This is a genomic window from Nocardia xishanensis NBRC 101358 (assembly GCF_001613365.1).
Classification (GTDB): domain Bacteria; phylum Actinomycetota; class Actinomycetes; order Mycobacteriales; family Mycobacteriaceae; genus Nocardia; species Nocardia xishanensis.
Genome location: NZ_BDCF01000063.1, coordinates 26,123 through 39,654 on the forward strand (window position 1 = coordinate 26,123; position 13,532 = coordinate 39,654).

The window sequence follows — 13,532 nt, forward strand, 5'->3', positions numbered from 1 at the left end:
ATCGAAAACTTCCGATTGCCATGGCAAAGGTCGGGGTGCGTCGGCATGATGGGGTGGTGTCTGAGATCGTGCGCCGTAGCTCGTCCCGCAACGCCAAGTTAGCCAAGATTCCGCTGGGGATCGCCGGACGGGCCGCCGTGGGCTTCGGAAAACGACTCGCGGGTGGTGACAAGGGGGAGATCAACGCTCAACTGAACCAGAAGGCTGCCGAACAGCTGTTCACCGTGCTCGGGGAGCTCAAGGGCGGCGCTATGAAGTTCGGCCAGGCGCTGAGTGTGATGGAGGCCGCGGTTCCCGAGGAGTTCGGCGAGCACTACCGCGACGCGCTGACGAAGTTGCAGGCCGCCGCCCCGCCGATGCCCGCCGAGGCGGTACACCGGGTGCTCGATCAGCAGCTGGGCACCCAGTGGCGGCAGCGCTTCCATTCCTTCGAGGACTCTCCGTCCGCGTCCGCCAGCATCGGACAGGTGCACAAGGCGGTGTGGTCGGACGGTCGCACCGTCGCGGTGAAGGTGCAGTACCCCGGCGCCGACGAGGCGCTGCGCGCCGATCTCAAGACGCTGTCGCGGATGACCGGCCTGATCTCCTCGGTGATCCCCGGCGCGGACGTCAAGCCGATCCTGGCAGAGATCACCGAGCGCACCGAGGAGGAACTGGACTACCGCAACGAGGCGGCGAACCAGCGCGCCTTCGCCAAGGCCTTCGACGGTCATCCCGAGCTGGTGGTGCCGAAGGTGGTGGCCTCCGCGCCGAAGGTGATCGTCACCGAATGGCTCGAGGGGACCCCGGTCTCGCAGATCATCAAGGCGGGCGCCGCGGACCCGGGGAGCACCCTGGCCCTGCGCAACCGGGTCGCGCTGCTGATGGGCCGCTTCCACTTCTCCTCGCCCGAGACCGTCGGCCTGCTGCACGCCGATCCGCATCCGGGCAATTTCATGATGCTGGCCGACGGCAGGCTGGCCGTGATCGATTTCGGCGCGTGCGCGCCGCTGCCCAATGGTTTCCCCGAGATCCTCGGGCGGATGCTGTCGATGGCCGTCGAGGAGGACTACGACGGGCTCACCCAATTGATGTACGACAACGGGTGGGTCATCCCCGGCCGCACGATCACCCATCGCGAGATCGCGGACTACCTGCGCCCGTTCTCCGATCCGATCAAGACCGATTCGTTCCACTTCACCCGCCGGTGGATGCAGCGTGTCGCGGGCAAGGCGACCGACTTCACCAGCTCGGAGATGAAAACCGCACGGGCACTGCAACTTCCGGCCGAGCACGTGATGATCTTCCGGGTGCTCGGCGGTTCGGTGGGCATTCTCGCCCAGCTCGACGCCGAGATACCGTTCATGCAGCTGGCTGCCACCTGGTTGCCCGGCCTGCGCGACGAACGCTCGGCAAGCTGAAAGATACTCCTCCACAACGCAAACGAGCCGCCCACCTGATCTCGAGGTGAGCGGCTCGTCTGCTTTCTCGTTCCTGGGCCCTGCTCGGGTCCGGATCGGACGGTTGGGCCTCAGCGACCGGAGGGAGGTGAGGCCGCGGCCCGGCTCTCATGCCGGGACCGCGACCTTGCGCGGACGACCACGCGGGCGCTTGCGGGCGATCACGACACCCTGGTCGAAGATCTCACCGCCCCACACGCCCCAAGGCTCGCGCCGATCGATGGCCGCGCTCAGGCAGCCCTTGCGGATCGGGCAGGACGCGCACAGCGCCTTGGCCTGTTCCAACTGGACCGGGCTCTCCGCGAACCAGAGATCGGGATCTCCGGCTCGGCAGGGCAGGACCCTGGTGACCTCCCGGGTGACAGCGGTGGCCTGCGGCCAGCTCTCTGCGGGGAACACGTCGTTCTCCTTCAGTTCGTTCTGCAGCGGTTCGTTAGTTGTCCACGAAACCGGTGGCAAACGGCTGAAGGGCCGCTTAAAAGTACTGGCCACGGTTTCGCTTCTCGCGAGCCGTGGCCAGGAGGTCTGGGGTGGGTCCCCTACCTAGGTCGACACCTGTGTCGATTCCTGATCACGGTCGCTGGGTGTGCGGTGCGGAGGCGTGCTGCCCGCAGATCGATGTCTGCCATGGGCTCGGCCGCCGGCTCATAGCCGGCTTCGCGCGCGATAACGCCGACTGCCGCATTGGCGGTCGGGTGCCAGCCCCCGCTGGGCTTGCCCTGGAGAAGGGTGTGAACTTGGCGAAGCGCCGGCGAAATCTTCACCGGCGTACCGAATCCGCACACTCCTGCCGAGGACAGACCGATCCCCTGCAAGGCGAGGATCCCCCGGGAGGCTGACATGGACGTATTGCCCGCAACGCCGATGGCGTCGAAGTTGTTGATGCCGTTCATTGGTCTGCCTCCCTCCTGTACTCGTTGTGCCGAAACTGTCTGGTATCGAACCGAGTTGTCCGAAACTCTGCGCGCCGGAATGCCCTCCCGGTGCGTGATTCCAACCATAAGCAATGTCGGCGAAACCGACAACCTATTTTCTACCTGCGGTTTTGTGATGTCGAGCGGACACGCGACGCGACGATGGCGAGTACGTCTGCTCCGTAGTCGACGATCTTCTTCGCCCCGATGCCCGGGATCGCCTCCAGCGCACGGTCGTCGGCGGGCAGTTGCTCGGCGATCGCCGTGAGCGTGGTGTCGGTGAACACCACGAACTCCCGGACCCGCAGTGCCTCGGCCTTTTCCGCGCGCCACTCTTTCAGCGCCTCCAGCAGCGCCGAGTCCAGTTCCGCGGGGCAGCGGCGGCAACGGCCGAGCATGGTGGCGTAGGTGCCGATCAGCGGCTTGGCGCAGACCCGGCAGGACGGGCGTATCCCGCCGTTCTCGGGTTTGCCGGTCGACGCCGCGATCCGCGACGCGGGCGAATCGTCGGGTACCAGGCCGTTGAGGAAGCGGGAACGGCGGCGGGTGCGCCTGCTGCCCTCCCCGCGCGACAGCGCCCATGACAGCCGCAGGTGCTCGCGCGCCCTGGTCACGCCCACGTAGAGCAGCCTGCGTTCCTCTTCGAGCGCGGCCTGATCGCCGACCGAGCCGTCGTCGGCGAGCGCGTGGGCGATCGGCAGCGTGCCGTCGGCGAGCCCGACCAGGAAGACCGCGTCCCACTCCAGCCCCTTGGCCGCGTGCAGCGAAGCCAAGGTGACGCCCTGCACTGTCGGTGGGTGCCTCGCCTCCGTGCGCGCGGCGAGCTCGCGCAGCAGGCCGGACAGCTCGAGCTCCGCGTCGTGCTCGACCAATTCCTCGGTCAGCCGCACCAGCGCGACCAGCGACGACCACCGCTCTCTCGCCTGCGCGCCCGCGGGCTCGTCCGCAGTGAGGCCGACCGGCGCGAGCACGGCCTTGACGAGGGTGACCAGCGCCTTTCCGCGGCGGGACTGATCGGGCAGGTCGTCGCGGGCCGCGGCCTGGCGCAACGCCTGCACGGCCTGCCTGACCTCGGCGCGCTGGAAGAAGCCCTCGCCGCCGCGCACCTGATACGGAATGCCACGCTCGGTGAGCGCCTGCTCATAAGCCTCGGATTGGGCGTTGACGCGGTAGAGCACCGCGATCTCCGCCGCGGGGGTGCCCGCCGCGATCAGCCGCTTGATCGCGCCGGCCACCCCGGTGGCCTCGGCGGGGGCGTCGTCGTACTCGGTGAACTCCGGCTCCGGACCGTCCGGGCGCTGACCGATCAGCTGGAGTCTGGTGCCCGCGATGCGGCCGCGCGCGGCGCCGATCACCCGGTTGGCCAGCGAGACCACCTGCGGGGTCGACCGGTAGTCGCGCTCCAGCCGCACCACCGTCGCGTCCGGGAAACGCCGGGAGAAGTCGAGCAGGTAGCCCGGGGTGGCGCCGGTGAACGAGTAGATCGTCTGGTTCGCGTCGCCGACGACGGTCAGGTCGTCGCGCTCGCCGAGCCAGGCGTCGAGCACCCGCTGCTGCAAAGGCGTGACGTCCTGGTACTCGTCGACGACGAAACTCCGGTAGCGACCGCGGAATTCGTCCGCGACGGCCGGATAGTCCTCCAGCGCGGCCGCGGTGTGCAGGAGCAGATCGTCGAAATCGAGCAGCAGTCCCTCCGCCGAGGTCTTCAGCGACTCGTACCCCGCGTAGACCTCGGCCACCCGCGCCGGGTCGTACGGCGGCTCGCGATGCTGTCTGGCCACCGCCGCGGGGTAGTCCTCCGGCGCGAGCAGCGTGGACTTGGCCCATTCGATCTCGCCGAGCAGGTCACGGACGCTGTCGGTCGCGGTGCTCAGCCCCGCCCGGTGCGCCGCCTGCGCGACCACCGCGAACTTGTTGTCCAGCAATCGCCATGGCACGTCGCCGACGACCTGCGGCCAGAAGTACTTCAACTGGCGCAGCGCCGCGGCGTGAAAGGTGCGGGCCTGCACCTGCTTCGCCTCCCCCGCGAGGCCGAGTCCGCGCAGCCGGGCGCGCAGTTCGCCCGCGGCGCGCGCGGTGAAGGTGACCGCGAGCACTTGGTCCGGCTTGACGTGTCCCGCCGACACCAGGTGCGCGATCCGGTGCGTGATGGTCCTTGTCTTTCCGGTGCCCGCACCGGCGAGCACGCAGACCGGACCGCGCGGCGCCCGGACGGCGGCGGCCTGTTCGGGATCCAGGGCGTCGAGGTCAGAGGCGGGCACGGCCACCATCATGACAGCCGGGGCCGACAACCGGCCGCCGCGCCTGTCGGCCCGGGACGACGACAGCCCCGCGTAGTGGCGCGCGCCACTACGGAACAGGACGCGGTCATAGAGTGTTGAATGGTTCCGTGACTGACGTGAACCCCGTTCTGACCATGTACTCGACCACTTGGTGCGGCTACTGCCGCAGGCTGAAGAAGCAGCTGGACGAGTCGGGTATCAGCTATGTAGAGATCGATATCGAGCAGGACCCGGCCTCGGCCGAGTTCGTCGGTAGCGTCAACAACGGCAACCACGTGGTGCCGACGGTGAAGTTCGCGGACGGCTCGACGGCGACCAATCCGTCGCTCGCCGCCGTCAAGCAGGCTCTCGCCGCCCTGGCCTGACGCTCAGTCCAGCGCCGCCCACGATTCGACGATCGTGCGCGCGATCGAGATGGAACCGGGAAGCAGCAGTCGCGCGCCTTCCCGCTGGCCCGACCAGTCTCCGGCGGCGAGCGCCTCGCGTACTTCGGCCCTGGTGAACCAGTGCGCCTCGGCGATCTCGCCGTCGGAGAAGGTCAGCGGCTGTTCCGGGTCGGCGACGGCGGCGAATCCGAGCATCAGCGACCTCGGGAACGGCCACGGCTGACTGCCCAGGTAGTGGATGTCGCGGACGTCGAGACCGACCTCCTCGCGCATCTCGCGCGCCACACAGCGCTCCAGCGACTCGCCCGCTTCGACGAATCCGGCGAGCAGCGAGAACAGCATCTTGGGCCAGGCGTGCTGGCGCGCGAGCAGCACCCGCTCACCGCCGTCGTGGATCAGGCAGATGACCGCCGGGTCGATGCGTGGGAATTCCTCGTGCCCGGTCTCGGTGACCCGCGACCAACCACCCTTGATCGACGCGGTGGTCGTGCCGTCGTACGCGCTGAAGGCGGACTTGTCGTGCCAGTTCAGCAGGGCCATGGCGGTGGAGAGCAGGCCCGCGGTGAAATCGTCCAGCTCGCCGGCGACGACGCGCAGGTCGGTGAGCGCGCCGCTCAATTCGTCGTCACGCACCGCCCACAGGTGCCTGCCGTCGCCGACGCCGAGGAACACCGCCGCCGGGCTCGGCTCCGCGGACAGTTCGGCGGCCGCGTCCAGTACCAGCGCGCCGCTCTCGAAGCGCACCTGGCCGCGGCGGTTCACGCGGAGTAGCCCGGCCTTTGCCCACCCCTCCTTCAGCGCGTTCTCGTCCGCGCGGATCTCCTCGGCGCGGTCGACCGCGGCACGGGACAGCAGGGGAATGGCGTTCAGCTGAAAAGACACGCTTCGAGATTACTTCCGAACGGGGTCACTTCGCCGCCCGCCGGATGTAGAGCAGCTTGTCGCCCGCCTCGATCGCGTCCACTTCCGGCTCGCCGACGCGGATCAGCTCGCCGTCGCGCACCACGCCGAGCACGATGTCGCTGAGATGCCTTGGCGAGCCACCGATCTCGCTCGCCTCGACGTCGCGCTCGGCCACCGCGAAACCCTGTTCCGGAGTGAGCAGGTCTTCCATCATCTCCACCACGGTCGGCGTGGTGGTGGCGATGCCGAGCAGACGGCCCGCGGTCTCCGAGGACACCACCACCGAGTCCGCGCCGGACTGGCGCAGCAAGTGGGTGTTCTCGGCCTCGCGGATGGCGACCACGATCTTGGCCTTCTTGTTGAGCTCGCGGGCGGTCAGGGTGACCAGCACCGCGGTGTCGTCCCGATTGGCCGCGACGATCACCGATGCCGCGTTCTGCACGCTGGCCAGCCGCAGCACGTCGGACTGGGTGGCCGAACCATGTACGGTCACCAGGCCCGCGTTCGCGGCCGCCTCCAGCGCGATCGTGTCGGTGTCGACCACCACGATCTCGGCGGCCTGCACGCCGTCGCCGAGCATGGCGTCGATGGCGGTGCGCCCCTTCGTGCCGTATCCGACGACCACGGTGTGATTACGCACGCTGCGCCTCCAACGCTGAATCTTGAATGCCTGACGGGATCGTTCGGTCAGCACACCAATGGTGGTACCGACGAGCACGATGAGAAAGAGGATGCGCAACGGGGTGATGATGACGATGTTCACCAGCCGCGCCTCGGGAGAGGCCGGGGTGATGTCGCCGTAGCCGGTGGTCGACAGGGACACCGTCGCGTAATAGAACGCGTCGAGGAAGGACAGTTCGTCACCGGTGTTGTCGCGGTAGCCCGCCCGCCCGAGATACACCACCAGCGCCGCGGTGAACAGCAATGCGATGGCGAACGCGATCCTGCGGCTCAGCGAGACCCACGGGCTGATCTGCGTTTCGGGAATACGCAGGAGACCGACGAGGGCGAAGTCGGGACGAGTCGACAAGCCGACTCTTCCCGCGCGGTCTCCGAAATCACCGAGCATCGCTCTCACCTGCCCGCCCGTTCGCCGCGCGGTCTATCTCCGGCACTGTCTCTCCCTCCGGCACAGCACGGGAGCCTACCGGGTCGCCGTCGCGCCACCCGGACTCGACGCGAACACTCGAGGAATGTCAGGGTGTGCACTCATGGCAAACATTCGACCGATCACCGGCGCCGGCAGGCGGCCCGCGCTGTTGCTGGCGGCCCTGCTCTTCGGCAGTGGGGTCATGCACTTCGCGAGGCCCAAGTTCTTCGACTCCATCGTGCCCAGGGCGCTACCCGGCCGGGCGCGCGACTACACCTATGCCTCGGGCGTCGCCGAGCTGGGCGTGGCCGCCACGCTCGCGGTGCCGCGCACCAGACGCGTCGGCGGACGGCTCGCGGCGTTGGTGTTCGTCGCCGTCTTCCCGGCGAACGTGCAGATGGCCCTCGACGTGACGCGCAGCGAGAAGGCTTCGCCGGTGCTGAAGATCGGTTCCGTGCTCCGGCTGCTGTTGCAGATCCCGCTGGTCACCACGGCGCTGAAAGTATCGGGCCGGAGCTGAGGTATCGCGCCGGAGCTGAGGTATCCCGCAGAAGCTGAGGTATCCCGCCGGAGCTGAAGTATTTGACAGGAGTTGAAGTTTCGCTTCAGTCGTCCTGTCTGGTGGGCGCGGCCGAGCGGATCAGCGCGGCCAGTTCCTCGGGTCCGGGCAGTTCGGCGGGCGCGATGGTGCGTCCCGAGCGCACGTAATGGAAAGCGGCGCCGATCTTTTCCAGCATCTCGCGTTCCGTGCCGCCGTGCCTCGCTGCCATCAGGCGGGCCCAGGCCAGCCGGTAGATGGCCAGCTGCATGGCCACGGCCGGTTCGTCGGCTGGACCTGGCTCTGCGCCGGTCTTCCAGTCGACCACCGTCCAGCCGCCGCCCGGCTCGGCGAACACCGCGTCCATCCGGCCGCGAATCACGGTCCCCGCGATCGAGGTCTCGAAGGGAACCTCCACATCGAGCGGGCTTCGTTGCGCCCACGGCGAATTCAGGAACGCGTCCTGCATCCTGGCGAGTTCGGCGTCGACGCTCGCGTCGTGCGGATCGGGTTCGCCCGCGCCAGGAAGTTCATCCAGCCCGAGCAGCCGGGTGCCCGCGAACCAGCGCTGCACCCAGGCGTGGAACGCGGTACCGCGCCTGGCCAGCGGATTCGGCGGATACGGCAGCGGACGACGCAGGCGCCGAGCCAGTTTCGCCGGATCGGCGCGCATCTCCACCAGGGCGGTGGCCGGGATCTGGCCGGGCAGTTCCACCTCTTGGGCCGCGGCGAGGCCCGCCTCGTGCTCGGCGAGCAGGGCGTCCACGTCGGCGGCCCAGCCCTCCGGATCGTCCGGGTCGGCGGCTTGTTCCTCTGGGACGAACTCGTCCGGCGGCGGCTCGAAGTCGTCGGGGAACGGAGCGAAATCATCGGTCGGTGTAAGGAGTTCGTCGACCGAGAACAGGGCGTCCGGTTCCGCGGGCGGTTCCGTGCTCGGCGCGGGTCCGGCGGGCCGCGCACCCGTGGCGGGCGTTCCCGCCGTCGCCCTCGCGTCGGCGGGCTGGGCGCGCAGATCTGCCAGCGCGGAGCGGACGAGGGCGGCGCCCTGCTCGATTGGATCGCGCCGGGGCCCGAGCGGGTCGCGCGGCCACTCGGCGGTCGCCGGATTGTCGGTGAACGGGTTGACCGCGTCGACCTCGGGCGGATCGTCCCACCTGACGACGTCGAGCACGCCGAACGCGGGCCCGTCGGCCGACTCGCTCGCGTTCTTCAGTTCCAGCAGGAAATCCGACGCCCCCTTCGGCGTGGAACCGGTCTCGGCCCAGTGATGCGCCGAAACCAGCAGCACCCGTTCGGTTCTGGTGAGCGCGACGTAGAACAGCCGCCGCTCCTCGTCGAGGCGCCTGCGGTCGAGCGCCGACTTGTGCGCCTTGATGGCGGCCTCCAGATCGGCCCGGTCGTACAGATCCGCGAGATCGAGAACCGGGACGCCCTCGGCGTCGTCGTCCTGGATGCGGTCGCCCCGCAGCGAGGTGGGCAGCTCGGCCAGCGCGCCCAGCCAGGTCGCCGAGGCGGCGCCGGAGGGGAACACCCCGCGCACCACGTGCGGCACCGCGACGATCTCCCACTCCAGCCCTTTGGCCGCGTGCACCGTCAGCACCTGCACGCGATCCTTGGCGACCTCCACCTCGCCCGGCTCGAGCCCGTTCTCGACCGACTCGGCGGCGGCGAGGAAGGCGAGCAGGCCGCTCAGTGAGGCGCCGGTGTCGGCGGCGTAGCCGGCCACCACCTCGGCGAACGCGTCCAGGTGTTCGCGGCCTGCTCCGGTACCGGCCATGGCGCGGCGCGCCTGGGTCTCGACGCCGACGCCGATGGTGCGCTCCACATCGGACACCAGCTCGACGAGCGGCTGGCCGCTGCGTTCCCGCAGGGCGGCGAGTTCCCGGCCGAGCGCTTCGATGCGGGTGTAGCCCGAGGCCGAATAGTTCTCCCGCGGACCGGGATCGGCGATCGCGTCGGCCAGTCCGGCCTGTTCGGCCGGTTCCGGGGCCACCTCGCGCAACGCGGCGGCGAGCGCGGCGCCGTCGGTGATCTCGTCGGTCTCGCCGCCCGACAGTCTGCTGATGGACAGCTCCCTGGCGCGGCGGGCCAGCGCGGCGAGGTCGGCGACACCGATGCGCCAGCGGGCACCGGTGAGCACACGCACGGCCGCGCTGCCCGCGGCGGGTTCGGCGATCAGCCGCAGGGTGGCGACGATGTCGGCAACCTCCGGCGTGGCGAGCAGACCGCCGAGGCCGACGATCTCCACCGGAAGCCCTTGGCCGCGAAGCGCTTCCGCGATCGGTGCGGCATCGGCGTTGCGGCGCACCAAGATCGCCGAAGTAGGCGGCGGCTCTCCGGCGGCATGCCGCGCCGACCATTCGGCGGCGATCCGCTCGGCGACCCAATCCCTTTCGTCGGCGACGGTTTCGGTCAGCGCCACCGCGACCACGCCGGGTTCCGCGTTCGGCTTGGCGCGCAGTGCGTCGACGGTGACGCCGCCCGCGTCGAGCGCGGTGCGGCGCAGCGGCTCGGCGACCAGATTGGCGAGGGCGAGGGCTTCGGGCGGATTGCGCCAGCTGGTGAGCAGCGGCAGGATCGGCGCGGGCACGCCGGCCGACAGTGGGAAGTCGGTGGCGAAGCGGGGCAGGTTGGCCGCGGACGCGCCGCGCCAGCCGTAGATGGACTGCATCGGATCGCCGACCGCGGTCACCGCCAAACGTCTTGCGGCGCTGGCCGATTCGTCGCGCGTCGGCGTCGCCTCGCCGCCGAACAGCGCGGCAAGCAGGATGCGCTGGGCGTGGCCGGTGTCCTGGTACTCGTCGAGCAGCACCAGCCGGAAGCGCCCTCGCTCCGCGGTGGCCACCTCCTGATGCTCGGCCGCGAGCCGCGCGGCCAGCGACATCTGGGCGCCGAAATCCAGTGCGCCGCGGCGCCGCAGCGCCGCAGCCAACTGCTGGACCAGCGGCAACAGCGCGACTCGTTCGCGCTGCACCTGCACGATGGACAGCAGCGCCTGGCTCGGCCCGCCACGCTGCCGTGGACCGGCGGGCAGGGTGTGCACGAGCTTCTCCAGCTCGGTGTGCGCCTCGGCGAGTTGTTCAGCCTCCACCAGGTGTTCGGCGAGCTGACCGGAGAGCGCGAGCACCGCCTCGGTGACCGAGACCGGGGTGCGGTCGGTGTCCAGGTCACCGTCCCATGTCCGCACCACTTGGTGCGCGAGCTGCCACAGCTGGGTCTGGGTGAGCAGCGTCGCCGACGGCTCCACCGGAAGCAGCAGTCCGTGTTCGGTGAGCAGCCGCCCGGCGTAGGAGTGGTAGGTGCTGATCTCGGGCTCGGCACCGGAGAGCTGCGCGCGCAGCTCCCCCGACGCGTCCAGCTCGCGCAGCAGCGGCGAACCCGCCAGCCGCGCCAGCCGCGTGCGAATGCGAGCGGTCAACTGCTGGGCGGCTTTTCGCGTGAAGGTCAGGCCTAGTACCTGATCGGGCAGTACCAGCCGATTGGCCACCATCCACACCACGCGCGCGGCCATCGTCTCGGTTTTGCCCGCGCCCGCGCCCGCGACCACCAGCGTTGGTCCGAGCGGGGCGGCGATCACCGCGGCTTGTTCATCGGTCGGGGGTGGCAGGCCGAGCGCCTCGGCGATCCGCTGAGGCGTCACGGCGGGGTGACTCACTCGTCGGTCACCTGCCTTCCGGTGTCCTGCACCGGACAACTGCCCGCCACCGCGCAATGACGGCAGCCGTCGTTGCGCATGGCGAGATAGCTCGGGCCGCGGGTGGACGCGGCGGCGTCGTGGATCGTCGTTCGCCACCTGTCGAGCGCCTCGGGATCGAGCGGCTCCTGCATGCGCTGGGTGGCGCCCTCTTTGCTGCTCGGCTTGGCCACGTAGATGAGACGGGCACCGCCCGGCTCGCCGACGGACCCGGATTCCATTGGCGCCTCGCCGCTCTCGGCGGAGTTCGATCCGTCGAGAGCGCCGAGCGCGGCGGCGACCTGGTAGGTGGCCAGCTGCGCGTGGTCGGCGGCGGCCTGCTTGCTGATGGGGGTCTTGCCGGTCTTCACGTCGACGATCACGAAGCGGCCCATCGCATCTCGCTCCAGCCGGTCCACCCGGCCCTTGATGCGCACCGGCGGTTCGTCGTCGCCGCGCGGCGGCAGCACACAGTCGACGGGCACCTCGACACCGGCCTGGGTGAGCTCGCCCCGGGTGTTGCGCACCCAGGCCATGAACGTCTCCAGCATCGCCTCGGTGCGCCGCAGCTCCTGGCGGGAATGCCAGCCGGTGCCGGGATCGATGGCCCGCCACGCCCGGTCGAGCGCCGCTCGCACCTGCGCCTCTGGCACCTTGCCCGCCAGCGCCTGCACCAGGGTGTGCACCAGATTGCCCTTGACGGCGTGCGGATTGTCGCCGTCGGTGCCGCCGTGCCGTTCCAGCGCCCAGCGCAGCGGGCAGGTGCGCAGCAGTTCCACGGTGGACGGCGACAACGCGACCGCGGTCTCCTCGTCGTCCCACAACGGGCGCGCCGAACTGAGTTCGGCGGTGCCGTACCACTCCTCGGGATGCGTGCCACGCACCCCGGCGTGCGCCAACCTGGCCAGCTGGTGCGCGGCCCTGCGGCGGCGCTCCGGGTCGGCCTCGGCGTCGCAGACCACGCCGCGCAACTCGGCCACCAGCGAATGCATGACGAGCGCGCGACCTGGATCGGCGACCGGCAGTGCGCCGGGCTCGGTGTCGTCGTCGTGCCCGAGCAGCTCGGACAGGAAGCGGGATGGCACCAGATCCCGTTCGCCCGAAGCGGATTCGACCGCGGTCACCAGCAGCGAGCGCCTCGCCCTGCTGCACGCGACGAGCAACAGCCTGCGCTCCTCGGCCAGGATCGGGGCGGCGCGGCTGACCGATTCGCCGACCAGACCGATGCCCGCGCTGAGATCGACCAGATCCTCGGTGTGCAGCAGGGTGCCGCGCGGCCGCGGATTGGGCCAGATACCCTCCTGCACGCCCGCGACCGCGACCACGTCCCACTCCCGGCCCGCCGCGGCGTGCGCGCTGATCAGGGCGACGGCGTCCCCCGGCGCGGTCAGCGGCGCGGTGTCCTGCGGAATCTCCTGCTGGAGAAGATATTCCACGAAGCCCTCGATGCCGGCCCGTGGAATACGGTCGACATAGGCCGCCGCGGCGTCGAACAGCCCGACGGCGGCGTCGAGGTCGCGGTCGGCCTGCATGCCGACCGCGCCGCCGCGTTCGGACTGGGCGACCCAGCGCCGTTCCAGGCGGGAAGCGGTCCACAGCGTCCACAGCACGTCCTCCAGGCCGGAGGCCCGTCTGCGCGCCTTGCGGCCGCGGTCCAAGGCGTCGAGCACACGGTGCAGCGGCGCGGCCTCGACATCGGTGAGACGGTCGAGTATCGCCCGATCGCCGATGCCGACGAGCAGATCGCGCAGTACCTCGGCCGACGACTGCTCGAGCAGCGGACGTCCGGCGTCACCGAGGGCTTCGTCGCCACCGGCATCGGCAAGGACGGTTCCGTTCCCCGCTTTCCTGCTGTTGTTCGGACGCTCGTCGCCGGGACGGCTCGGCGCGTAGCCGTCGTCGGCGTGCTCGGCGACCTCCAAGCCCCACTCGAGATCGGCTTCCCGCCACTCGGATTCGCTGACGACCCAGTCGGAGTCGACGGCCGTCCACTCGGGTTCGGATGGGCTCCAGTCGGATTCGGCGTCGTCCAGCGGCGGCGTGTCGTCCAGCGGCGGCACGTCATCCGATGCCGGCACCTCGGCCCATGCCTGCCCTCCGTCCTTCTTCGCCGCCCTGCGTTCCACCTCCAGCACCGCGCGCCGAACACCGCGGCGCAAGCGCCGAAGGCTGATCTGGTCCGCGCCGCCCAGCGGTCCGGAGAGCAGATCGAGGGCGTCCTCGGCGGAGAACATCGTCTCCCCCGCCCGACGCGACCGTTCGCCCGCGAGCAGCGCGCGCAACGCGAGCAGCATCCAGGCCGCGCCG

General features: G+C 70.1%; 10 protein-coding genes. 3 read left to right on the forward strand and 7 right to left on the reverse strand.

Annotated elements, in window-relative coordinates; all coding sequences use genetic code 11:
- Positions 1-20 precede the first annotated feature (20 nt).
- Complete coding sequence (locus tag NX1_RS31465; RefSeq protein WP_068067578.1) at positions 21-1,400, forward strand: ABC1 kinase family protein; 1,380 nt, start codon at positions 21-23, stop codon at positions 1,398-1,400.
- A 147-nt stretch (positions 1,401-1,547) separates the two neighbouring features.
- Here NX1_RS31465 and NX1_RS31470 read toward each other — a convergent pair whose 3' ends face one another.
- The 3 genes from NX1_RS31470 to NX1_RS31475 all read right to left on the reverse strand — a co-directional run bounded on the left by NX1_RS31470 (position 1,548) and on the right by NX1_RS31475 (position 4,626).
- The gene (locus NX1_RS31470) at positions 1,548-1,838 is read right to left on the reverse strand and encodes a WhiB family transcriptional regulator (protein WP_068067598.1); all 291 of its coding nucleotides are present in this window, start codon (positions 1,836-1,838) and stop codon (positions 1,548-1,550) included.
- A 140-nt stretch (positions 1,839-1,978) separates the two neighbouring features.
- Positions 1,979-2,332: a hypothetical protein gene (locus NX1_RS36680; RefSeq protein ID WP_157120265.1), complete on the reverse strand. Its 354-nt coding sequence runs from the start codon at positions 2,330-2,332 to the stop codon at positions 1,979-1,981.
- 140 nt (positions 2,333-2,472) lie between these two features.
- Positions 2,473-4,626, reverse strand: a complete 2,154-nt coding sequence (locus NX1_RS31475; protein WP_068067581.1) for an ATP-dependent DNA helicase UvrD2 — start codon at positions 4,624-4,626, stop codon at positions 2,473-2,475.
- Between the two features lie 143 nt (positions 4,627-4,769).
- Between NX1_RS31475 and NX1_RS31480 the strand changes: the two genes are divergently transcribed.
- Positions 4,770-5,000: a mycoredoxin gene (locus tag NX1_RS31480; RefSeq protein WP_068067601.1), complete on the forward strand. Its 231-nt coding sequence runs from the start codon at positions 4,770-4,772 to the stop codon at positions 4,998-5,000.
- Between the two features lie 3 nt (positions 5,001-5,003).
- Here the strand turns inward: NX1_RS31480 and nudC are convergent, their stop codons facing one another.
- Both nudC and NX1_RS31490 read right to left on the reverse strand, forming a co-directional pair.
- A complete protein-coding gene (gene nudC, locus NX1_RS31485) occupies positions 5,004-5,903 on the reverse strand; it encodes an NAD(+) diphosphatase (protein WP_068067584.1) in 900 nt (299 codons plus the stop codon).
- Positions 5,904-5,928: 25 nt separating this feature from the next.
- Complete coding sequence (locus tag NX1_RS31490; protein WP_068067589.1) at positions 5,929-6,993, reverse strand: potassium channel family protein; 1,065 nt, start codon at positions 6,991-6,993, stop codon at positions 5,929-5,931.
- A 142-nt stretch (positions 6,994-7,135) separates the two neighbouring features.
- On the opposite strand from NX1_RS31490, the gene NX1_RS31495 reads away from it, so the two are divergent.
- Positions 7,136-7,534 (forward strand): DoxX family protein, encoded by a 399-nt coding sequence (locus NX1_RS31495; RefSeq protein ID WP_068067592.1) that lies wholly within the window; start codon positions 7,136-7,138, stop codon positions 7,532-7,534.
- An 85-nt stretch (positions 7,535-7,619) separates the two neighbouring features.
- Here the strand turns inward: NX1_RS31495 and NX1_RS31500 are convergent, their stop codons facing one another.
- On the reverse strand, positions 7,620-11,207 hold the full coding sequence (locus NX1_RS31500; protein WP_084501896.1) for an ATP-dependent helicase: 3,588 nt from the start codon (positions 11,205-11,207) through the stop codon (positions 7,620-7,622).
- On the reverse strand, positions 11,204-13,532 hold a 2,329-nt coding region (locus NX1_RS31505), incomplete at its 5' end, for a UrvD/REP family ATP-dependent DNA helicase (protein WP_169812321.1). The genes NX1_RS31505 and NX1_RS31500, both read right to left, overlap by 4 nt.

What these genes read in the sequence shown, in the direction of transcription:
- NX1_RS31465 (WP_068067578.1), top strand. Translation starts at nt 21, where the DNA reads ATGGCAAAGGTCGGGGTGCGTCGGCATGATGGGGTGGTGTCTGAGATC.
- NX1_RS36680 (WP_157120265.1), bottom strand. Translation starts at nt 2,332, where the DNA reads ATGAACGGCATCAACAACTTCGACGCCATCGGCGTTGCGGGCAATACG.
- NX1_RS31475 (WP_068067581.1), bottom strand. Translation starts at nt 4,626, where the DNA reads ATGATGGTGGCCGTGCCCGCCTCTGACCTCGACGCCCTGGATCCCGAA.
- NX1_RS31480 (WP_068067601.1), top strand. Translation starts at nt 4,770, where the DNA reads ATGTACTCGACCACTTGGTGCGGCTACTGCCGCAGGCTGAAGAAGCAG.
- NX1_RS31490 (WP_068067589.1), bottom strand. Translation starts at nt 6,993, where the DNA reads ATGCTCGGTGATTTCGGAGACCGCGCGGGAAGAGTCGGCTTGTCGACT.
- NX1_RS31495 (WP_068067592.1), top strand. Translation starts at nt 7,136, where the DNA reads ATGGCAAACATTCGACCGATCACCGGCGCCGGCAGGCGGCCCGCGCTG.